Consider the following 19,941-nt stretch of genomic DNA (forward strand, 5'->3'; position numbering starts at 1 on the left):
CGGCCCAGCCGAGTAGGATCGGGACGCGTTAGGCGCGCGGATTCTGTTGCCCCGCGCTGCGACGAAAGGAACGTGCATGAGCTCCCCGTACCCGAACGACGATCCGGCGGTGTCCGTCGATCCGGCTGTCGAGACCACCCCGGTCGGCGTCGACGACGGTGACGTCCTCTACGAGGACCAGGTCGCCCCCGAGTTCGGGATTCTCGGCTTCACGCTGCGTGAGCTGATCATCGTCGGTGTCTGGCTGGTCGCCTTCGTGACCTCCTTCTTCCCCCTCTTCGGTGTCGCGGATTCCTCGATCTGGAACGGAGTGCAGTGGGTTCTGCCGATCGGGGTGCCCACCGCCGCGGTGTTCCTGATCGTGCTTCGACGCTTCTCACCCGATGGCATCCGTCGCGTCGGGTCCCTCGGGATCGATCAGTTCGCGTCCGTCGCGTTCTCCGTGGCCACGGTCTACTGGATCCAGCTGCTGTGGGCCTACATCGGGGCAGCCATGTCCTCCGGTGCGGCGCCGGTCGCCTGGGTGCCGTGGGTGCAGGTGGTGACGATGCTCGCCCTCGTCGTCCTGACGGTGTTCGCCCCCTTCGTCCCGGGCATCCGCGAAGACTTCCGTGGTCGTCTCGAGACCCTGGCGCATCGCAGCGCCAATCCCGTGCGTCCCGTGATCCCTCGACCGCGTGAGCCCAAGGCTGTCGCCCCTGCTGCCGCGGCCCACGAGCCGCTCTCGCAGGACGCGCCGGCCGATCAAGACGATCTCGCTATCCGGTATGCGACGGACGAGATCCCGCGCCTTGATCTCTCCGAGCAGGTCCCGCTCTCCGCGCACGCATCCGGAGGAGAACTCGGAGCATCCTCGCCCTCGTCCGACGAGGAGTACGCCCCGGCGTACGCGCGACGCTCCCGGCGCGCAGTGGACGATACGGATGCGGACGACAGCCGAGTCGTCGACGACCTGGATGCTCCGGAGGCCATCGCCGAGCTCGGGTTCGAGCCGGCAGGCGAGACGGGCGACCAGCCCGTCCTCGAAGAGATCCAGGAGCCGGTCGTGGCGATCGCCGAAGACACATCGACGCACGTGCTCGACGTGGACGCGACGAATCCCCGCACGCCGTCGTCGCCTGCTCAGCCGTTCTGGGCGCTCGCACCGACCGAGCGAGACGTCGTGGACGAGCGCGGGGAGCCGATCTTCCGCATCGGTCCGACGGCCTGGGCGCTCGTCATCGAGGACAGAGGCGGGGCATTCGTCGTCCGGCATGATGACGGCCGGATCGGCTACCTCCACGACATCGCAGACATCACGAAGGGCTGACGTGCGAACCATCGATCTGCGGGGGCGCGAGCTCTCGCCCGCCGACATGCTCGCCGCCGTGCCTCGCGCCGCGCAGGCCAGAGCCGAGGCGCTGGAGACGGCCATGCGCATCGTCGACGACGTGCGCTCCCGCGGCGAGGAGGCGCTCCGCGAGCAGGCGGAGCGTTTCGACCGCGTCTCCGGACACGCCATCCGCGTACCGGCGGAGCACATCGCCGAAGCGCTGGAAGGCGTCGATCCAGAGGTGAGGTCAGCCCTCGAGACCGCGATCGCGCGCGTACGCCGTGGGTCGGCGGCGCAGGTCCCCGGTCCGCAGACCACGCGGATCGGGCCGGGCGCCGTGATCACGCAGCGCTGGCAGCCGGTCTCCCGGGCCGGCGTGTACATCCCGGGAGGCAAGGCCCCGCTGTCATCGAGCGTCGTCATGAACGTCGTTCCGGCACAGGTGGCCGGTGTCGTCGACGTGGCGCTGGCGTCGCCGCCGCAGGCGGAATACGGCGGACGCGTGCACCCCACGATCCTGGCGGCGGCAGGTCTTCTCGGGATCGACGAGGTGTACGCCATCGGAGGGGCGGGTGCGATCGGGGCGCTCGCCTACGGCGTCGCCTCGCTGGGGATGGACCCGGTGGACGTGGTCTCCGGCCCTGGCAACAACTACGTCGCTTCGGCCAAGCGGGCTGTGGCCGGCGTCGTCGGCACCGATTCCGAGGCCGGCGCCACCGAGATCCTCATCGTGGCCGATGAGTCCGCCGATCCGCGCCTCATCGCGGCAGACCTCATCAGCCAGGCGGAGCACGATGAGCAGGCGTCAGCGGTGCTCGTCACGGACTCGCCGCTGCTCGCCGAGCGCGTCGCCGCCGAGATCGACGAGCGCGCCGCACGGACGCGCCACGCTGAGCGCGTCGCCGTCTCCCTGGGTGGAGAGCAGTCGGCGATCGTCCTCGTCGACGACCGTGCGATGGCCGAGGCCTTCAGCAACGCCTACGCCCCGGAGCACCTGGAACTTCACATCGCGGACGCCTCAGCGGCCGCCTCGCGGTTCACCAGCGCCGGCGCGGTCTTCGTGGGCGACCAGACCCCGGTCAGCCTCGGCGACTACATGGCGGGGAGCAACCACGTGCTGCCCACGGGCGGTCAGGCGCGATACGCCTCCGGCCTCGGCGCATACACGTTCCTCCGGCCCCAGCAGGTCATCGAGTACGACCACGCCGCCCTCGCCGAAGTCCGCGCCGGCGTCGTCGCCCTCGCAGCGGCCGAGATCCTTCCCGCACACGGCGAAGCCGTCGAGGCGCGATTCGCCTCGGAGGCCGGCGGCGCCTGAGCGGGTACGCTGAAGCACCATGCACTGTCCTTTCTGCCGGCATCCGGACTCCCGCGTCATCGATTCGCGCACGAGCGACGACGGTCTCTCGATCCGTCGTCGTCGGCAGTGTCCCGAGTGCGGCGGTCGCTTCTCCACGACGGAGACGGCCAGCCTGAATGTCATCAAGCGATCTGGCGTGATGGAGCCGTTTAGTCGGGAGAAGGTGATCTCCGGTGTGCGCAAGGCGTGTCAGGGGCGCCCCGTGACGGACTCGGACCTCGCCGTGCTCGCGCAGCGCGTGGAGGAGGCCGTGCGGCAGACCGGCGTCTCCCAGCTCGAGGCGAACGAGATCGGACTGGCGATCCTCGGTCCTCTGCGCGAGCTGGATGAGGTGGCCTACCTGCGCTTCGCGAGCGTCTACCAGGCCTTCGACTCGCTGGAAGACTTCGAGAGCGCGATCACCGACCTCCGTGCCGATCATGACCGTGCCGAGAGGGACGACGCCGACCGGTAATCTGGCAGGGATGTATCCGCTGCTCTTCCGCGCCGTCCTCGCGCGCTTCGATCCCGAGTTCGCCCACCACGCAGGCATGGCGGTGATCCGGGTGCTCGGCGTACCGCCCTTCTCCTGGGCGACCGCCGCCCTGACGAGGCCGGATCCCGATCTCACCGTCAAGGCGCTCGGCCTCGAGTTCCCTTCGCCGTTCGGCATCGCCGCCGGGTTCGACAAGAACGCCGTCGGCGTGCGCGGGCTCGCAGCCCTCGGATTCGGGCATGTCGAGGTCGGCACCATCACGGCGATCCCGCAGGACGGGAACCCGAAGCCCCGGCTGATCCGGCTGATCCCCGATCGTGCCGTCATCAACAGGATGGGCTTCAACAATGCCGGAGCCGATGCTGCGGCGACGCGGCTTGCAAGGCTCCGCAAGCGCAAGCCGAACACCGTCATCGGCGTCAACATCGGCAAGAGTCGCGTCGTCGACGTCGAGAACGCGACGTCGGACTACGTCGCCAGTGCGGTGACGCTGGCGCCTCTGGCCGACTATCTCGCCGTCAACGTCTCCTCGCCGAACACCCCTGGACTGCGCGGTCTGCAGGCTGTCGAGACACTGGCGCCTCTCCTTCGCGCGGTCAAGGCCGCTGCAGGGAGCACGCCGCTGCTCGTCAAGATCGCGCCCGACCTGCCGGACGAGGAGATCGCGGCGATCGCGCAGCTCGCCGTCGCCGAAGAGCTCGCCGGGATCATCGCGCACAACACCACGATCGGCAGGGACGGCCTGACGACCGACCCCGCGAAGGTCGAGGCCGCCGGCGCCGGCGGGCTGTCCGGAGCGCCGCTGCGCGAGCGCTCCATGGAGGTGCTCAGGATCGTCCGGGGTGCGGTTCCCCCGGAGTTCTGCGTGATCTCCGTCGGGGGAGTGGAGACGGCGGACGACGTGCGAGCGCGGCTGGATGCCGGTGCGACCCTCGTCCAGGGCTACACGGCATTCCTGTATCGCGGGCCCCTCTGGGGCCGCCAGATCAACCGCGGGCTGCGCCGGCGCTGACCGGGGTCAGGCCGGGTACTGCCCGCGACGGACCTGCGGCTTCGGCAGGCGCATGAAGCGCATCTGCAGTGCTCGCATCGCGGCGTACCAGCCGTGGCCCTTCTCGAGCTTGTCCTTGCCGAACCTCGCCGCGGCCTTCTTCTTGACGCGTCGCGAGAGCAGCACCATGTCGAGGATCGCGAGGATGAAGTAGGCCCAGAGCCCGACGAACGCGTAGAACGAGATCAGCGGCACAGCCTCGGAGAACAGCGAGGCGATGATGACGATGACCATGAGCGCCATGATCCACTCGGAGAGGTGCCAACCGGCATCCACGTAATCGCGGACCCAGCGCCGCTGCGGGCCCTTGTCTCGCACCGGCAGGTACTTGTCCTCGCCGTTCGCCATGCCGACACGAGCGCGCTCGCGCTGCTCGGCGAGGTGAGCGCGTGCGGCGGCCTTCGCCTCCTTGGTGTTCGCGACCAGCGGGCGCCGACGCGCGGCCTCCTGCTCGGCGCGGGAGGGCGTGGCCCGCCCCTTGCCGGTGCTCGGCGTCTCGACGGCGTCGTCGTTCTTCTCTGGGGTCGAACTGGCCACAGGGCTCCTCAGTCGTACAAGCGGGTTCGCCTTAAGATTACCTGCATGACGTCTCCCGATTCTCAGGTCCCCGTAGATCCCGCTCTCGAAGAGGCCGTGCTCGAGTCGGCCGCGACGGGTCTGCCTCGCGCGCTCGGCGATCTCGGCGCCCTCGTGCGCATCCCCGGCATGGCGTGGCCGTCCTTCGACCAGATCCAGCTCGAGCGCAGCGCCGATGAGATCGCGCGTCTTGCCGAGGAGACCGGTGTGTTCGACGAGGTCCGCGTGCTCCGCGCCGCGATCCCCGGGACGGATGAGGTGGGCCAGCCCGCGATCCTCGCGACGCGCGCGGCCAGGAACTCCCGACCCACGATCCTGCTGTACGCGCACCACGACGTGCAGCCTCCCGGGGATGACGCGCTCTGGGAGACGCCGCCGTTCGAGCCCACCGTGCGGGACGGGCGTCTGTACGGTCGCGGCGCCGCAGATGACAAGGCAGGCGTCATGACGCACATCGCAGCGGTGCGCGCGGTCGCCGACGCTGTCGGAGACGACCTCGATCTGGGGATCGCGCTCTTCATCGAAGGGGAGGAGGAGTACGGCTCCCGTTCGTTCGGCCAGTTCCTCAGCGACAACAAGGACGCGCTCCGTGCGGACGCGATCGTCGTCGCCGACTCGGGCAACTGGGATGCCGAGACGCCGGGTCTTACCGTCTCGCTGCGCGGCGCCGTGCGCTTCACCCTGACCATCAGGACGCTCGAGCACGCCTCGCACTCCGGCATGTTCGGCGGTGCCGTGCCGGACGCGATGCTCGCCACCATCCGGCTGCTCGATTCGCTGTGGGACGCGGACGGCGCGGTCGCCGTGGAGGGGCTGGCCGTCCGGGATGCCGAGACCCCCGTGTACACGGAAGAGACGCTGCGCGACGAGGCGGGGCTCCCCGGTGGGGTCAGCCCGATCGGACGGGACAGCATCCTCAGCAGGATCTGGAACAAGCCCTCGATCACCGTCATCGGCGTCGACGCGACGTCTGTCGATGCGGCATCGAACACGCTCTCTCCGCAGATCTCCGTCGTGATCAGCGCACGCGTCGCTCCCGGCCAGTCCAGCACGGACGCGTACTCGGCGCTCGAGCAGCATCTGCGCGCGCACGCGCCGTTCGGTGCCCAGCTGTCGTTCTCCGACGTCGACCTCGGAGACGGCTTCCTCGTCGACACCGACGGCTGGGCCGTCGAACTCGCCCGAGGTGCGATGCGCGACGGCTACGGCAAGGACCCGATCGATCTGGGAATAGGCGGCTCCATCCCCTTCATCGCCGATCTCGTGCGAGAGTTCCCCGGCGCGCAGATCCTCGTCACGGGCGTGGAGGATCCGCACTCCAAGGCGCACAGCCCGAACGAGTCCCTGCACCTGGACACCTTCCGCAACGCCGTCCGCACGGAGGCGCTGCTGCTCACCCGCATGAACGCCCTGCGCCGCTGAGGCCCTCCGAGCTGCGCACGGCGGTAGAATTCCGATATCGCCGTGCGCGCACGGCCCGGCACAAGGAGTGAGATGAGCGACACCACACTGAGCACCCCCGAGACCGCAGCCGCCCACGGCGTCAAGCTGACCGACGCTGCCGCGACGAAGGTCAAGAACCTCCTCGAGCAGGAGGGCCGCGACGACCTGCGCCTGCGCGTCGCCGTGCAGCCCGGCGGATGCTCCGGCCTGATCTACCAGCTCTACTTCGACGAGCGCTACCTCGACGGCGATGAGACGGTCGATTTCGACGGCGTCGAGGTCATCGTCGACAACATGAGCGTCCCGTACCTGGACGGCGCATCCATCGACTTCAAGGACACGATCTCGGAGCAGGGCTTCACGATCGACAACCCCAATGCAGCGGGCAGCTGCGCCTGCGGCGACAGCTTCCACTGAGCCCGCAGGCCCCGCCAACCTGCGTGGTTGGCATGAATCAGGTGTGAGGTTGCCCTAGACTTGGGTGTGCCCTGTCCGCAATCTGAAAGGTGCATCGTGCCCTCGAAACGCCGCCTTCGTTGGGCCGCTATTCCTCTGGGAATCGCGGCAACCGTGGCTCTTGCGGGATGCTCGCAGACCGAACTCCACGGCTTCCTCCCCGGCTTCGAGGACGGCACGGCCGCCACCAACCAGACCGAGCGCGTCTCCGGTCTGTGGACCACGTCCTGGATCGTCCTCCTCGCCGTCGGCGTCATCACCTGGGGCCTGATGGCCTGGGCCGCGATCGCGTACCGCCGTCGCAAGGGTCAGACCGGCCTGCCGGTGCAGATGCGCTACAACATGCCGATCGAGATCTTCTACACGATCGTGCCGCTGCTGCTCGTGCTGGGCATGTTCTTCTTCACCGCCCGCGACCAGGCGGCGATCGAGACGCAGTGGGAGGACCCCGACGTCGAGATCACCGCGATCGGCAAGCAGTGGTCCTGGGACTTCATGTACGCGGGCGAGGACGATGACCTCTCCGACGCCGTGTGGACCATGGGCATCCAGGCCCAGCCCGACAAGGACGGCAACCTCGACCAGGAGCAGCTGCCCACGCTGGTGCTGCCGGTCGACCAGGAGGTCACCATCCACCTCCAGTCGCGCGACGTCATCCACTCCTTCTGGATCATCGACTTCCTCTACAAGAAGGACATGTACATCGGCAAGGACAACACCTGGTCCTTCATCCCGACGCGTGTCGGCGAGTACGAGGGCAAGTGCGCCGAGCTCTGCGGCGAGTACCACTCGATGATGCTCTTCAACGTCAAGGTCGTCGAGCAGGAGGAGTACGACGCCTATGTCGAGGAGCTCCGTGGCAAGGGCAACACCGGAGACATCAACGACGCGTACGACCGTCTGACGAACGCCCCGGGGACTGGATCGCAGTCCGAGGGCACCGAGGAAGAGGGAGAGTAATCCTCATGTCGACCACCCCTGCCGCAGGCGACTCCCACGCCTCCCGCCCCACCGCCATGCCGGCGCGTCAGGCAGCTCTGCTGAGCTCCTCCCGCGTCGAGCAGAAGGGCAACATCATCGTCAAGTGGATCACCTCCACTGACCACAAGACCATCGGGTACATGTATCTGATCGCGTCGGTGCTGTTCTTCCTCCTCGGCGGTGTGATGGCCCTCATCATCCGTGCAGAGCTGTTCGCTCCGGGGATGCAGATCATCCCCACCAAGGAGCAGTACAACCAGCTGTTCACGATGCACGGCACGATCATGCTGCTGATGTTCGCGACGCCGCTGTTCGCCGGCTTCGCCAACGCGATCCTGCCGCTGCAGATCGGCGCACCGGATGTGGCGTTCCCGCGTCTGAACGCCTTCGCGTTCTGGCTCTTCCTCTTCGGCTCCACGATCGCCGTGGCCGGCTTCCTCACCCCGCAGGGCGCGGCGTCGTTCGGATGGTTCGCGTACCAGCCGTTGGCGAACGCCTCCTTCTCGCCTGGCGCGGGCGGAAACCTCTGGATGCTGGGCCTCGGAATCTCCGGTTTCGGAACGATCCTCGGTGCGGTCAACTTCATCACGACGATCATCACGATGCGCGCTCCCGGAATGACGATGTGGCGCATGCCGATTTTCTCCTGGAACACGCTCATCACGAGCCTGCTCATCCTGATGGCGTTCCCCGTCCTCGCGGCCGCGATCTTCGCCGCCGGTGCCGACCGCGTGCTCGGTGCGCACATCTACGACCCGGCCAACGGCGGTGTCCTGCTGTGGCAGCACCTGTTCTGGTTCTTCGGCCACCCTGAGGTGTACATCATCGCGCTGCCGTTCTTCGGCATCGTCTCCGAGGTCTTCCCGGTCTTCAGCCGTAAGCCGATCTTCGGCTACAAGACGCTGATCTACGCGACGATCGCCATCGCGGCGCTGTCGGTGGCCGTCTGGGCCCACCACATGTACGTCACCGGTTCGGTGCTTCTGCCGTTCTTCGCGCTGATGACGATGCTCATCGCCGTGCCGACCGGTGTGAAGATCTTCAACTGGATCGGAACGCTCTGGCGAGGATCGGTGACGTTCGAGACGCCCATGGTCTTCGCGCTCGGCTTCCTCGTCTCGTTCGTCTTCGGCGGCCTCACCGGTGTGATCCTCGCGGCGCCGCCGCTGGACTTCCACCTGAGCGACTCCTACTTCGTCGTGGCACACTTCCACTACGTCGTGTTCGGAACGGTCGTCTTCGCGATGTTCTCCGGCTTCTACTTCTGGTGGCCGAAGTGGACCGGTCGGATGCTCAACGAGCGCCTCGGCTACGTGCACTTCTGGATGCTGTTCATCGGCTTCCACATGACGTTCCTCATCCAGCACTGGCTGGGTGTCGACGGCATGGTCCGCCGCTACGCCGACTACTCGGCGGCTGACGGCTGGACGTGGCAGAACCAGGTCTCGACCATCGGTGCGATCATCCTCGGCGCTTCGATGCTCCCGTTCTTCCTGAACGTCTGGATCACGGCGCGCAAGGCTCCGAAGGTCACGGTGAACGACCCGTGGGGCTACGGCGCATCGCTGGAGTGGGCGACGAGCTGCCCGCCGCCGCGTCACAACTTCACCTCGATCCCGCGCATCCGCAGCGAGCGTCCCGCGTTCGACCTCAACCACCCCGAGGCGGCGGAGCACCCGGTCGCGGCACCTGAGCCGGCTCTCGCCGGGGCGAACGGAGAGGCCAAGTAATCATGCGCGACAACATCATCCTGTGGTGGGTGCTCACCGCGTTCTTCGGCCTCATGGCCGTCGTGTACACCGGCTGGAACATCCTGGCCCACCAGGATCGCGAGCTCGTCCTCGCGATCGAGTGGGTCGGCACCGTGGCGCTCGTCTTCTCGACGTTCATGGGCGCGATGGTGGCATGGTACCTGGGCCGCACGCACAACGCTCAGGGCGGTGAGCTGCCGGAGGACATCCTCACCAGCGACATCGACGACGGGGACCCTGAGCTCGGCGAGTTCAGCCCCTGGTCGTGGTGGCCGATCGTCCTCGCGGGTTCCGCGGCGATCTTCATCATCGGACTGGCCGTCGGGCACTTCCTGCTCCCGATCGGTCTGGCGATCTTCGTGGTCGCGATCGTGGGCTGGGTCTACGAGTACTACCGCGGCAACTTCGCTCGCTGACGCGAACACATGAGAACGGCCCCCGGAGATCTCCGGGGGCCGTTCTCGTATCCGTCGTCAGGTGGTTCTGCGGACGTAGGGGACACCGGTGGTCGGGTCGATCGGGCGGCGATGGATGCCGTCGGCATCCGCGATCGGATAGCCTTCCCGCACCCAGTACTCGAACCCGCCGATCATCTCCCGCACGGCGTAGCCGAGCTTCGCGAACTCGAGCGCGCCCTTGACGCCGGCGTTGCAGCCAGGACTCCAGCAGTAGACGACGACGTCGGCATCGGCCGGAATCTCCTTCGGGGCGCGCGCAGCGATCTCGCTGTAGTGCATGTGCACGGCTCCTGCGATGCGCCCCTGCGCCCATGCCTCGTCGGAACGGACATCGACGACCACGACCGCCTCGCCGGCCTTCTGGCGGGCGTAAAGATCACTGGCATCGGTTTCGTAGGCGAGCCGGGCGGCGAAGTAGTCAGCACTTTCGATCATGATCCGAGCCTAGGGTGCCAGTCGGTCGGGGGCCGCTGTCCGTCGGTCGAGGATGCGTCGATTCCCGCCATGCGGCGAGGGCGGGCTCTGGCTGGTGCGATCAGGACCCGCGCACAGCGGCGATGGACTCGATCTCGACCAACTGCTCGGGGTATCCGAGCACGGTGACTCCCAGCAAGGTGCTCGGGACATCATGCGTGCCGAAGGCGTCTGCGATGACATCCCAGGCTGCGACGAGGTCGTCGCGCTTCGACGAGGCGACGAGGACGCGTGTGCTGATCACGTCGGTCAGGCGGGCTCCTGCCGCATCGAGCGCCATGCGCAGCGTGGCGACGCAACGCAGGGCCTGCGCGGCGTAGTCGCCAGGAGCGACGACGATGCCCTCGTCATCGAGCGGACAGGCGCCGGCGAGGAAGACGAGGCGTGCGTCCGCCGGAGCCGACGCCGCGTAGGCGTACGGTGCGGCGGCGAGAGAGTCAGACCTGATCAACTGGACAACGGATGACATGGGGCTCCAATGCTACGAAGAAGGCCCCGACGCGCGAACACGTCGGGGCCAGGGGAGGGGCGTCGTTACTCGCCGTCCTCGGACTTCTTCTTGGGCTTCTTCACCGGCTCGGTCGCGACGACCGTGCTCGGCGTGTTCGCCGTCTCGCTCACGTGCGTCTCCGTAGCCACGAGCGGGGCGTCCGGAGCGCCGGCGCGCTCGTGCGCCGCCCGGATCTCCTCGGCCTCGGTCTCCTCGTTGTGCGCCGTCACGTGATGCTGGTGAGCATCGGCCTCATCGATGTCGGCCTGCGTGAGCGGAGCGAGGCGGTCCTCGAAGAACCAGCGCGAGATGGACGAACGCAGGTTCTCGGTCCACGGGATTCGGCCCTTGGCGTTCGGGCGTACGACGAGGGGCTCGTAGCCGTCCACATCGATGAGCTTCCAACGGTCGTAGACGTCGACCGGCTGATGCACCTCGATGAACTCGCCGCCGGGGAGTCGGACGATGCGTCCCGACTCGTAGCCGTGCAGCACGATCTCGCGATCCTTCTTCTGCAGCGCGATGGCGATCCGCTTCGCGATGAAGTATCCGAGCACGGGGCCGACGAACAGCAGCGCCTGGAGCGTGTGGATGACACCCTCCATGGTGAGCATGAAGTGCGTGGCGATGAGGTCGGACGAGGCGGCGGCCCAGAGCACGGCGTAGAAGATCACGCCGGCCACACCGATGCCCGTCCGCGTCGCGGCGTTGCGCGGACGCTGGGCGATGTGGTGCTCGCGCTTGTCGCCGGTGATCCACGCCTCGAGGAAGGGGTAGATGGCGACGGCGACGATGAAGAGACCGAGGACGGCGACCGGCACCAGGATTCCGAACGACCAGGTGTGGCCGAGGAACACGATGTCCCAGTTGGAGGGAGCCAGACGCAGGGCGCCGTCGGCGAAACCGATGTACCAGTCCGGCTGAGTACCGGCCGAGACGGGGGACGGGTCGTAGGGGCCGTAGTTCCAGATGGGGTTGATCTGGAAGAACGTCGCGATCAGCACGATCGTGCCGAAGACGATGAACAGGTAGCCGCCCATCTTGGACATGTACACGGGCATCATCGGGTAGCCGACGACGTTGTCGTTCGTGCGGCCGGGGCCCGCGAACTGCGTGTGCTTGTTGATGATCATCAGCATCAGGTGGACGACGATCAGGGCGATCACCAGAAGCGGGAGGATCAGGATGTGCAGCGTGTACAGACGACCGACGATGTCGGTACCGGGGAACTCGCCGCCGAAGATGAGGAACGACGTCCAGGTGCCGATCAGCGGGATGCCCTTGATCATGCCGTCGATGATGCGCAGGCCGTTGCCCGAGAGCAGGTCGTCGGGGAGCGAGTAGCCGGTGAAGCCCTCGGCCATCGCCAGGACGAACAGCACGAAGCCGATCACCCAGTTCAGTTCACGGGGCTTGCGGAACGCACCGGTGAAGAACACGCGCAGCATGTGCACGCCGATGCCGGCGACGAAGACGAGAGCAGCCCAGTGGTGGATCTGGCGGACCAGCAGACCACCGCGCAGGTCGAAGGAGATGTGCAGCGACGACTCGAGCGCTGCGGACATCTCGATGCCGCGCATCGGGGCGTACGCACCCGTGTAGTGCGTCTCGACCATGGATGCCTGGAAGAAGAACGTCAGGAAGGTTCCGGAGAGGAACACGACGACGAAGCTCCACAGCGCGATCTCGCCGAGCATGAACGACCAGTGGTCGGGGAAGATCTTGCGTCCGAGCTCCTTGACGAAGCCGGAGAGGCTGGTGCGCTCATCGATGTAGTTCGAGGCCGCACCGACGAAGCGTCCGCCCAGCGGCGCCTTGGTGTCCTTGTTGTCCTCTTTGGACAGCGTTGCGGTGCTCAATGGCGCTCCCAGAAGCTCGGGCCGACGGGTTCTTCGAAATCACTGCGTGCGACGAGGTAGCCCTCGGCGTCCACCGTGATCGGCAGCTGAGGCAGCGGACGCGCGGCGGGGCCGAAGATGACCTTGGCGTGGTCGGTCACGTCGAACTGCGACTGATGGCAGGGGCACAGCAGGTGGTGGGTCTGCTGCTCGTACAGGGCGACGGGGCAGCCGACGTGGGTGCAGACCTTGGAGTACGCGACGATGCCGTCGTACGACCAGTCCTTGCGCTCCTCGGACTCGATGAGCTGCTCGGGGCGAAGGCGCATCATCAGAACGATCGCCTTGGCCTTCTCCTCGAGGTAGCCGTCGTGGTGCGAGAGCGTCGCGAGGGGCTCGGGGATCACGTGGAAGGCGGAGCCGAGGGTGACATCCGCTGCGCGGATCGGCGTGCCGTCGGGGTCGCGGACGAGACGGACGTCCTTATCCCACATGGTGTGCTTCAGCAGCGCGACCGGGTCGCCCGCCGTCGGGTCGTCCGGGGTGCTGTGCGGCGCGAGGCCGCGGAACAGCGTGACGCCAGGAATGATCGAGGCGACGATCGCCGCGAACAGCGAGTTGCGGATCATCGTGCGTCGCCCGAAGCCGGACTCCTCATTGGCATCCGCGAACGCCTTGATGGCCGCCTCGCGCGTGGAATCCTTGCCGCGGGTCGGGTGGCGGTGCTCGATGTGCTCCTTGTCGCTCATCAGCGCCTTCGACCAGTGGATGGCGCCCAGGCCTAGCGAGAGGAGGGCGAGCGCGATGCCGAGGCCGATGAAGAGGTTGTTGTAGCGGATCGAGAGCAGCGACTGGTCTTCGATCGGGAACAGCATGTACGCGGCGACGGCCCAGATGGAGCCGGCGAGCGACAGGTAGAACAGCGTGTAGACCGTGCGGACCGCGCGCTTCTCGGCTGCGGGGTCCTTGTCCGTCATCCGCTCGCGGTGCGGCGGCAGCCCCGGGTTCTGCACGGGGTCGCTGACTGCGACACCCAGCCCAGGAGAGGGCTGGTAGGCCCTGTCAAGAGCCTGCGAGTCGTCGTCGTGTGCCATGGTGCTCCTCGTACGTTCCTCTTCGATGTATTTCGTCAGTTGGACTTCGCCGTGATCCACACGGTGATGGCGACGAGTGCGCCGATCCCGAAGATCCAGACGAACAGGCCCTCGGAGACCGGTCCGAGCGAGCCGAGCGATGCGCCGCCGACCTGCACGGCGTCCTGCTGGAAGACGAGGGCGGCGATGATGTCCCGCTTGTCCTCGGCCGACAGGTTCATGTCGCCGAACACGGGCATGTTCTGGGGGCCGGTGACCATGGCGGCGTACATGTGCAGCGCGCTGGTCGACGTCAGTGCGGGGGCGTACTTGCCCTCGGTGAGCGCTCCACCGGCGGCGGCGACGTTGTGGCACATCGCGCAGTTGACACGGAAGAGCTCCGCGCCCCTGGCGACGTCAGCCCCCTCGTCGTCGGCGTTGTGCGGGTTGGCCTCACCATCCGTGATCCACGACTCCGGGTACGTCGGGCCGGGGGCCACGGACTGCACGTAGGAGGAGATCGCCTGGATCTGGTCCTCGGTGAACTGCACCGGCTTCTGCGGGGCCTGCGGACCCTGCATCTGCAGCGGCATGCGACCGGTCGCCAGCTGGAACTCGGTGGCCAGCTCTCCGACGCCGATCAGGCTGGGACCGTTGTCGGTGCCCTGCATGTCCAGGCCGTGGCAGGTCGCGCAGTTCGCCTGGAAGAGCTTCTCGCCATCGTCGACCGTGAGGTTCGACGATGCGACGGTCTGCGTCTCGGTCGCACCGAAGGCGGCGGATGCTCCGGCGTAGACGCCGCCGGTGATCAGCAGGCCTGCTCCGATGAGTGCCATTGCCGCGAAGGGGCTGCGGCGGCCGTTCGAACGGCGCTTCTTCTCTCGTGCCATCTCAGGGATCAGCTCCGCTCTTATTTCAGGAAGTAGATGACGAGGAACAGCACGATCCAGACGACATCGACGAAGTGCCAGTAGTACGAGACGACGATCGAGGACGTCGCCTCCTTGTGGGTGAAGTTCTTCACGGCGAACGCGCGGCCCATGACGAGCAGGAACGCGACCAGACCGCCCGTGACGTGCAGTGCGTGGAAGCCGGTGGTCAGGTAGAACGCGGAGGCGTAGGAGTCGGCGCTGATCGGCATGCCTTCGGCGACGAGCGTGGCGTACTCCCAGACCTGGCCGGAGACGAAGATCGCGCCGAGCGCGAAGGTGAGCCAGAACCACTCGACCATTCCCCAGCCGAACAGGCGGCGACGGCCGGCGAGATTGAGCTGGCCCTTGGGGAGCCGGTAGGGCTGGAGGTCCTCAGCGGCGAACACACCCATCTGGCAGGTCACCGAGGACAGCACCAGGATCGCCGTGTTCACGGCCGCGAAGGGCACGTTGAGCAGGGCGGTGCGGTCGTCCCACAGTTCGCCAGAGGTGCTGCGGAGGGTGAAGTAGATCGCGAAGAGTCCTGCGAAGAACATCACCTCGCTGCCGAGCCACACGATGGTGCCGACAGCTACCGGGTTGGGCCGCTTGATCGTTCGGGCAGCCGGGGCATACGTCGCTGAGGTCGTCACCCCTCCATTATGGCCGATCTGCGAGGGTGATTCTTGCACCGGCGGCCCCCGTTTCGCTGTCTCGGCACTTAGGGGAACCTAAGAAACGCCTGCGAATTCGCGGTGAACTCGCGGGAAACGTGGCCTGGAGCCGACGTCGGATCCTTCTGGAGGAATTCTGCGCGCCGATAGGATCGCACACATGGCTGATTCCCTGACCTGGTCCGATGTGCTCACGACGCTGCTGGAGCGGCGGGATCTCAGTGTCTGGGAGTCGACGTGGGCGATGCGCCAGGTCATGAACGGCGACGTCACCGAGGCTCAACTCGCCGGTTTCCTCGTCGCACTCCGTGCGAAGGGAGAGACGATCGACGAGGTCGTCGGCTTCCGAGACGCGATCCTCGAGGCCGCGGTCCCGCTTCCGGTCTCGCCGAACGTGCTCGACATCGTCGGGACCGGCGGCGACCGGATCGGCACGGTGAACGTCTCCACGACCGCGGCGGTCGTCATCGGGGCGACGGGGGTTCCTGTGGTCAAGCACGGCAACCGTGCGGCGAGCTCGGCCTCCGGATCCTCCGACGTGCTCGGCGCTCTCGGCCTCGAGCTCTCGCTGGATCCTGCATCGGTCGCCGCCGTACTGGATCGGACGGGGATCACGTTCGCGTGGGCCGCCGCTTTCCACCCCGGTTTCAAGCACGCCGGCGCCGTGCGTTCGCAATTGGGCGTGCCGACTGTGTTCAACATGCTCGGGCCGCTCTGCAACCCGGCGAGGGCGGAGGCGAACGCCGTCGGCGTGGCGCGCGCCGAGCTCATCCCGCTCATCACGGGCGTGTTCCGCACGCGCGGGGCGACGGCGCTCGTGTTCCGAGGCGACGACGGTCTCGACGAGCTCACCACGACCGGCCACAGCCGGATCTGGGAGGTGTCGCGCGGCGACGTCCACGAGCACGATCTCGATCCTCGAGACCTGGGCATCCCCCTCGCGGATCTCGCCGATCTCATCGGTGGCTCGCCCCAGCACAATGCGGAGATCCTGCGTCGCACGCTCGCCGGGGAGAAAGGGGCGGTCCGGGACATCGTGCTGCTGAACGCCGCAGCGGGGATCGTCGCCTTCGAGCTGTCCCAGGACGCGACACAAGCGCAGACGCCGATCCTGGAGCGTCTTCGCGTCGCGATGGATGCCGCAGCGGCCGCCATCGACGACGGACGTGCAGCGGCGAAGCTCGACGAGTGGGTCGCCGTCTCCCGCGAGCTCGCCACCGTCTGAGACGCCATGGATCCTGTCGCCGCTCTGCTCGAGATCGCCGGTCTCCTGGAGCGCGAGCGCGCCTCCCGATACCGGGCCAAGGCGTTCCGCCAGGCGGCGGCGACCTTCCAGTCGCTGTCCGAGGACGTGCGGCGGGACCCGGTCAGGCTGCGGGCGACGAAGGGGATCGGTGACTCGACGTTCGAGGTAATCCGCCAAGCGCAGGCGGGGGAGACCCCCGGATATCTCCTGGAGCTGCGCGGGGTCGTCGAGCCTGAGCTCGTATCGGCACTGCGCGGACGCCTCCGCGGTGATCTGCATGCCCACACCGACTGGTCAGACGGCACGACCCCGATCGACGTGATGGTGGATGCGGCGCGCGCCCTCGGACACGAGTATCTGGCGATCACGGATCACTCGCCGCGTCTACGCGTGGCCAGAGGTTTGTCGGCGGAGCGGCTACGCGAGCAGATCCCCCTCGTGCGGGCGGCTTCCGGGGATGGCCTCCGCGTCCTCGCTGGCATCGAGGTGGACATCCTGGAGGACGGCTCGCTCGATCAGGATGCGGAGCTGTTGGGTGACCTGGACATCGTCGTCGCGTCGGTGCACTCCCGGCTGCGGATGGAATCGGGGCCGATGACGAGACGCATGGTCGCCGCCGTCTCCAGTGGCAAGGTGAACGTCCTCGGGCACTGCACGGGAAGGCTCGTCCAGGGGGAGCGCGGGACGCGGCCGGCATCCGTCTTCGACGCGCATGCGGTCTTCGCGGCCTGTGCGGAGTCGGGCGTCGCCGTGGAGATCAATGCGCGTCCAGAGCGTCAGGATCCGCCGGAGGAGCTCATCGCGATCGCCTTGGCCGAAGGATGCCTCTTCGCGCTGGACTCCGATGCGCATGCGCCCGGTCAGCTTTCACTGCTCGATCATGGTGCGCAGCGTGCGGAGGCGGCAGGCGTCCCGGCCGAGCGGATCGTGACGACGTGGGGTGTCGATCGATTGCTCGCCTGGGCGGAGTGAGCAGGGTGGCTGACCCGCCCGGCTCAGGGGTCAGCGATCTAGTGCGGCGACGGCGCGGCTCATCGAGGTGCCGAGATTCCACTGCTCCGCCAGAGCGGATGCAGCATCCACCTGCGAGGCGTCCAAGGCGCGCACAGGCTCTGCAGGGGGAGCGATGTCGAGATCGCAGGCGACGCGGACGACCGTGGGCGCGACGTCGAGGTATGCCTCGGCGGCGATGATCTTGGCGGCGACGCCCGCCGACATACCGACGCCCTCCCTGGCCGCGGCCCGGATGCCGTGCAGGTCGCCGTGCTCCCGCAGCAGCGTGGCTGCCGTCTTCTCGCCGATGCCTGCCACCCCAGGAAGGCCGTCGGAGGCGTCTCCGCGGAGCGTGGCGAAGTCGGCATACTGCTGGGGGAGCACTCCGTACTTGGCGGCGACGAAGGACTCGGTCACGACATCCAGATTGCTCATCCCGCGCGCGGTGTAGATCACGCGGATGTCGCGCGCATCGTCGACGAGCTGGAACAGGTCGCGATCGCCGGTGACGATGTCGACCGGGATCGTGGAGCGCGTGGCGAGTGTGCCGATCACATCGTCGGCCTCATGCTCGGCGACGCCGACGACGGGGATGCCGAGGGTGGCGAGCTCGGCTCGGATGAGCGGGATCTGGGCTTCCAGGGGATCCGGCACCTCTTCGACGTCCGCGCCACCTGTGACGACCTCGACGACGCGGTGCGCCTTGTAGCTGGGAATGAGGTCGACGCGCCACTGCGGGCGCCAGTCGTCGTCCCAGCAGGCGACGATGTGCGTCGGCTGATATGTGCTGACCAGCTTCGCGATCATGTCGAGAAGCCCGCGTGCGGCGTTGATGGGGGAGCCGTCGGGTGCGGTGACCTTGTCCGGCACGCCGTAGAAGGCTCGGAAGTAGAGGGATGCGGTGTCGAGAAGCATCAGCCGGTCGCTCATGTGCCCAGCTTGGCACAGGGGAGCGGTCGGTCAGCAGCCCGGTGAGGCGGGAGCCTGCTCGCAGGTGTGGGCGACGAGTGCGGTGTGCGCCTCGAAGATCCGGATGGACTGGGTGGGCCCCGCTGCGGTCACCTCGCCGGGGATCGGAAACCAGCCGATGCCAAGGTCGATCTCGGCCGAGTAGCGCACGTCGACGCTCGCGGTGTAGTCGCCGCGTTCCGTGTAGGTGTGGCTTGTCGGCGTCGGAGTGAACGCGGCCTGACCCAGCGACTCCCAGCTGCGGCCGGCCTCCGACGTGGACTCCGATTCGCCATCGCCGAAGTCCCAGTCGTATCCCACGGGGGTGAACCGCACCTCGATCGGGTATCCGAGCAACGTTCCACTCACCGTCTGAACCGTGGCGGACGCGACAAAATTCGTCGGGAGCCCCGCGACGCCGACGTTGTCCGGCTCTCCTGCGATGCGGGGCCCGTCGGGAGTGAACTGCGCGAGGTCGTCGATCGTGACCGCGGGGATGGAGGGAGTGTCCTCAGTGGGCTCGCCTGGTTCCACCTCGTCGGCGAGGAAGCAGCCGATGTGCGCGTTCCAGTCGATCAGGCATTTGTCGCGGTCGAAGTCTTCGCCCGTCTGACCGAACGGGCCTTGGATCGGATCGCCCCAGCGGTCGACAGGCACCGACGTACCGGGGGAGCCAGGAGAGCCGGGGGATCCGGGATCGGTCTGGCTGTCGCTGATCGTCACGGCGGTATCACCATCTCCGACTGAACAGAGTCCCGCTCTGACCTCGCTGACGGTGCATCCCGACGATGACGTGGGAGTCAAGAGCATCGCGGTGCCAAGAATCAATATGCTCACGAGCATGTTGCGGGGTCTCCTGTGTCGGATGATGCGATGAGCAACTCGTTCCGGTTGCCTGCGAATACGACTTCAAGAGGCCATAGATCCTCTCTGCTTGGGGGAGTCACATCTGCGCCGGTCTCGTCAAGCACACGCGACAGGCTGACATCCAGGCAAGCGGCGACCACGATTGTCCCAACTCTGTCGTCGATTCTGGCCTCCTGACCAACGAAAGCCGCGATGCGCGTCGCTCCGGCTAGATGGACGCCATTTTCGCGGAGCGTCTCTTGCGCTTGTGTATCCTCTTCGAGGGCTCGCCCAGTGAGGAACAAGCGCGGGTCTGCTGCCTCATCAGAATGGCGTGCGTCTTCGGCCGCGATGTAGGCCCGATACACCTCCTCAGCCTTCGCGAAGGCCTCTTCCTCCGAGGCGAATGCGGCGGTGGGAGTCGGCTCCGGATCGGGCTCGGGCGAGCATCCGAGCATCCCGCCGGCGAGCAGGGCGACGAGCCCGAGCGATGCCGTCCGGGTGAGCCGAGTACGCGAGATCTCCACCCGCACACGGTAACGCGATCACGGTCCGGTCGGCAGGAGTTATCCACAGGAGCGATCC

21 protein-coding genes are annotated in these 19,941 nt (G+C 67.3%); 11 read left to right on the forward strand and 10 right to left on the reverse strand.

What is annotated here, in order from left to right; genetic code table 11:
- The first annotated feature begins 76 nt into the window (after nucleotides 1-76).
- From ACWGJP_RS09855 to ACWGJP_RS09870, 4 genes are read left to right on the forward strand one after another with little or no spacing between them, the layout of a single operon-like run.
- A complete protein-coding gene (locus tag ACWGJP_RS09855) occupies nucleotides 77-1,309 on the forward strand; it encodes a hypothetical protein (protein WP_452329617.1) in 1,233 nt (410 codons plus the stop codon).
- A 1-nt stretch (nucleotide 1,310) separates the two neighbouring features.
- A complete protein-coding gene (gene hisD, locus ACWGJP_RS09860; RefSeq protein ID WP_452329618.1) occupies nucleotides 1,311-2,630 on the forward strand; it encodes a histidinol dehydrogenase in 1,320 nt (439 codons plus the stop codon).
- A 19-nt stretch (nucleotides 2,631-2,649) separates the two neighbouring features.
- On the forward strand, nucleotides 2,650-3,126 hold the full coding sequence (gene nrdR, locus ACWGJP_RS09865; protein WP_452329619.1) for a transcriptional regulator NrdR: 477 nt from the start codon (nucleotides 2,650-2,652) through the stop codon (nucleotides 3,124-3,126).
- 10 nt (nucleotides 3,127-3,136) lie between these two features.
- Nucleotides 3,137-4,159 (forward strand): quinone-dependent dihydroorotate dehydrogenase, encoded by a 1,023-nt coding sequence (locus ACWGJP_RS09870; protein WP_452330361.1) that lies wholly within the window; start codon nucleotides 3,137-3,139, stop codon nucleotides 4,157-4,159.
- Between the two features lie 6 nt (nucleotides 4,160-4,165).
- Here ACWGJP_RS09870 and ACWGJP_RS09875 read toward each other — a convergent pair whose 3' ends face one another.
- Nucleotides 4,166-4,735, reverse strand: a complete 570-nt coding sequence (locus ACWGJP_RS09875) for a DUF3043 domain-containing protein (protein WP_452329620.1) — start codon at nucleotides 4,733-4,735, stop codon at nucleotides 4,166-4,168.
- Between the two features lie 45 nt (nucleotides 4,736-4,780).
- Here ACWGJP_RS09875 and ACWGJP_RS09880 point away from each other — a divergent pair, with 45 nt between their 5' ends.
- The 5 genes from ACWGJP_RS09880 (at nucleotide 4,781) to ACWGJP_RS09900 (ending at nucleotide 9,821) form a co-directional block, all read left to right on the forward strand.
- On the forward strand, nucleotides 4,781-6,196 hold the full coding sequence (locus ACWGJP_RS09880) for a M20/M25/M40 family metallo-hydrolase (RefSeq protein WP_452329621.1): 1,416 nt from the start codon (nucleotides 4,781-4,783) through the stop codon (nucleotides 6,194-6,196).
- A gap of 72 nt (nucleotides 6,197-6,268) precedes the next feature.
- Nucleotides 6,269-6,634, forward strand: a complete 366-nt coding sequence (gene erpA / locus ACWGJP_RS09885; RefSeq protein ID WP_452329622.1) for an iron-sulfur cluster insertion protein ErpA — start codon at nucleotides 6,269-6,271, stop codon at nucleotides 6,632-6,634.
- A 96-nt stretch (nucleotides 6,635-6,730) separates the two neighbouring features.
- The gene (ctaC, locus tag ACWGJP_RS09890; protein WP_452329623.1) at nucleotides 6,731-7,633 is read left to right on the forward strand and encodes an aa3-type cytochrome oxidase subunit II; all 903 of its coding nucleotides are present in this window, start codon (nucleotides 6,731-6,733) and stop codon (nucleotides 7,631-7,633) included.
- A gap of 5 nt (nucleotides 7,634-7,638) precedes the next feature.
- Complete coding sequence (gene ctaD / locus ACWGJP_RS09895; RefSeq protein WP_452329624.1) at nucleotides 7,639-9,384, forward strand: aa3-type cytochrome oxidase subunit I; 1,746 nt, start codon at nucleotides 7,639-7,641, stop codon at nucleotides 9,382-9,384.
- A 2-nt stretch (nucleotides 9,385-9,386) separates the two neighbouring features.
- Nucleotides 9,387-9,821, forward strand: a complete 435-nt coding sequence (locus ACWGJP_RS09900; RefSeq protein WP_452329625.1) for a cytochrome c oxidase subunit 4 — start codon at nucleotides 9,387-9,389, stop codon at nucleotides 9,819-9,821.
- A gap of 57 nt (nucleotides 9,822-9,878) precedes the next feature.
- On the opposite strand, the gene ACWGJP_RS09905 is transcribed toward ACWGJP_RS09900, so the two are convergent.
- The 6 genes from ACWGJP_RS09905 to ctaE all read right to left on the reverse strand — a co-directional run bounded on the left by ACWGJP_RS09905 (nucleotide 9,879) and on the right by ctaE (nucleotide 15,302).
- Complete coding sequence (locus ACWGJP_RS09905; RefSeq protein WP_452329626.1) at nucleotides 9,879-10,298, reverse strand: rhodanese-like domain-containing protein; 420 nt, start codon at nucleotides 10,296-10,298, stop codon at nucleotides 9,879-9,881.
- 100 nt (nucleotides 10,299-10,398) lie between these two features.
- Nucleotides 10,399-10,806: a RidA family protein gene (locus ACWGJP_RS09910; protein WP_452329627.1), complete on the reverse strand. Its 408-nt coding sequence runs from the start codon at nucleotides 10,804-10,806 to the stop codon at nucleotides 10,399-10,401.
- Between the two features lie 65 nt (nucleotides 10,807-10,871).
- Nucleotides 10,872-12,686: a cytochrome bc1 complex cytochrome b subunit gene (gene qcrB / locus ACWGJP_RS09915; RefSeq protein ID WP_452329628.1), complete on the reverse strand. Its 1,815-nt coding sequence runs from the start codon at nucleotides 12,684-12,686 to the stop codon at nucleotides 10,872-10,874.
- Complete coding sequence (qcrA, locus tag ACWGJP_RS09920; protein ID WP_452329629.1) at nucleotides 12,683-13,759, reverse strand: cytochrome bc1 complex Rieske iron-sulfur subunit; 1,077 nt, start codon at nucleotides 13,757-13,759, stop codon at nucleotides 12,683-12,685. Before qcrA ends, qcrB begins: the two co-directional genes overlap by 4 nt.
- A gap of 35 nt (nucleotides 13,760-13,794) precedes the next feature.
- Nucleotides 13,795-14,628, reverse strand: coding sequence for a cytochrome bc1 complex diheme cytochrome c subunit (qcrC, locus tag ACWGJP_RS09925; RefSeq protein WP_452329630.1), 834 nt, complete (start codon nucleotides 14,626-14,628; stop codon nucleotides 13,795-13,797).
- 20 nt (nucleotides 14,629-14,648) lie between these two features.
- Nucleotides 14,649-15,302, reverse strand: a complete 654-nt coding sequence (ctaE, locus tag ACWGJP_RS09930; RefSeq protein ID WP_452329631.1) for an aa3-type cytochrome oxidase subunit III — start codon at nucleotides 15,300-15,302, stop codon at nucleotides 14,649-14,651.
- Nucleotides 15,303-15,483: 181 nt separating this feature from the next.
- On the opposite strand from ctaE, the gene trpD reads away from it, so the two are divergent.
- Nucleotides 15,484-16,548 (forward strand): anthranilate phosphoribosyltransferase, encoded by a 1,065-nt coding sequence (trpD, locus tag ACWGJP_RS09935; RefSeq protein WP_452329632.1) that lies wholly within the window; start codon nucleotides 15,484-15,486, stop codon nucleotides 16,546-16,548.
- A gap of 6 nt (nucleotides 16,549-16,554) precedes the next feature.
- Nucleotides 16,555-17,541: a PHP domain-containing protein gene (locus ACWGJP_RS09940; protein WP_452329633.1), complete on the forward strand. Its 987-nt coding sequence runs from the start codon at nucleotides 16,555-16,557 to the stop codon at nucleotides 17,539-17,541.
- Between the two features lie 30 nt (nucleotides 17,542-17,571).
- On the opposite strand, the gene ACWGJP_RS09945 is transcribed toward ACWGJP_RS09940, so the two are convergent.
- From ACWGJP_RS09945 to ACWGJP_RS09955, 3 genes are all read right to left on the reverse strand, one after another.
- Nucleotides 17,572-18,492 carry a 5'-3' exonuclease gene (locus ACWGJP_RS09945; RefSeq protein ID WP_452329634.1) on the reverse strand — a complete coding sequence of 307 codons (921 nt, stop codon included), beginning with the start codon at nucleotides 18,490-18,492 and terminating at the stop codon, nucleotides 17,572-17,574.
- Between the two features lie 30 nt (nucleotides 18,493-18,522).
- A complete protein-coding gene (locus tag ACWGJP_RS09950) occupies nucleotides 18,523-19,233 on the reverse strand; it encodes a PKD domain-containing protein (RefSeq protein ID WP_452329635.1) in 711 nt (236 codons plus the stop codon).
- 110 nt (nucleotides 19,234-19,343) lie between these two features.
- The gene (locus ACWGJP_RS09955; RefSeq protein ID WP_452329636.1) at nucleotides 19,344-19,883 is read right to left on the reverse strand and encodes a hypothetical protein; all 540 of its coding nucleotides are present in this window, start codon (nucleotides 19,881-19,883) and stop codon (nucleotides 19,344-19,346) included.
- Nucleotides 19,884-19,941: the final 58 nt, after the last annotated feature.

It is taken from the genome of Microbacterium sp. NPDC055903, from assembly GCF_053615555.1.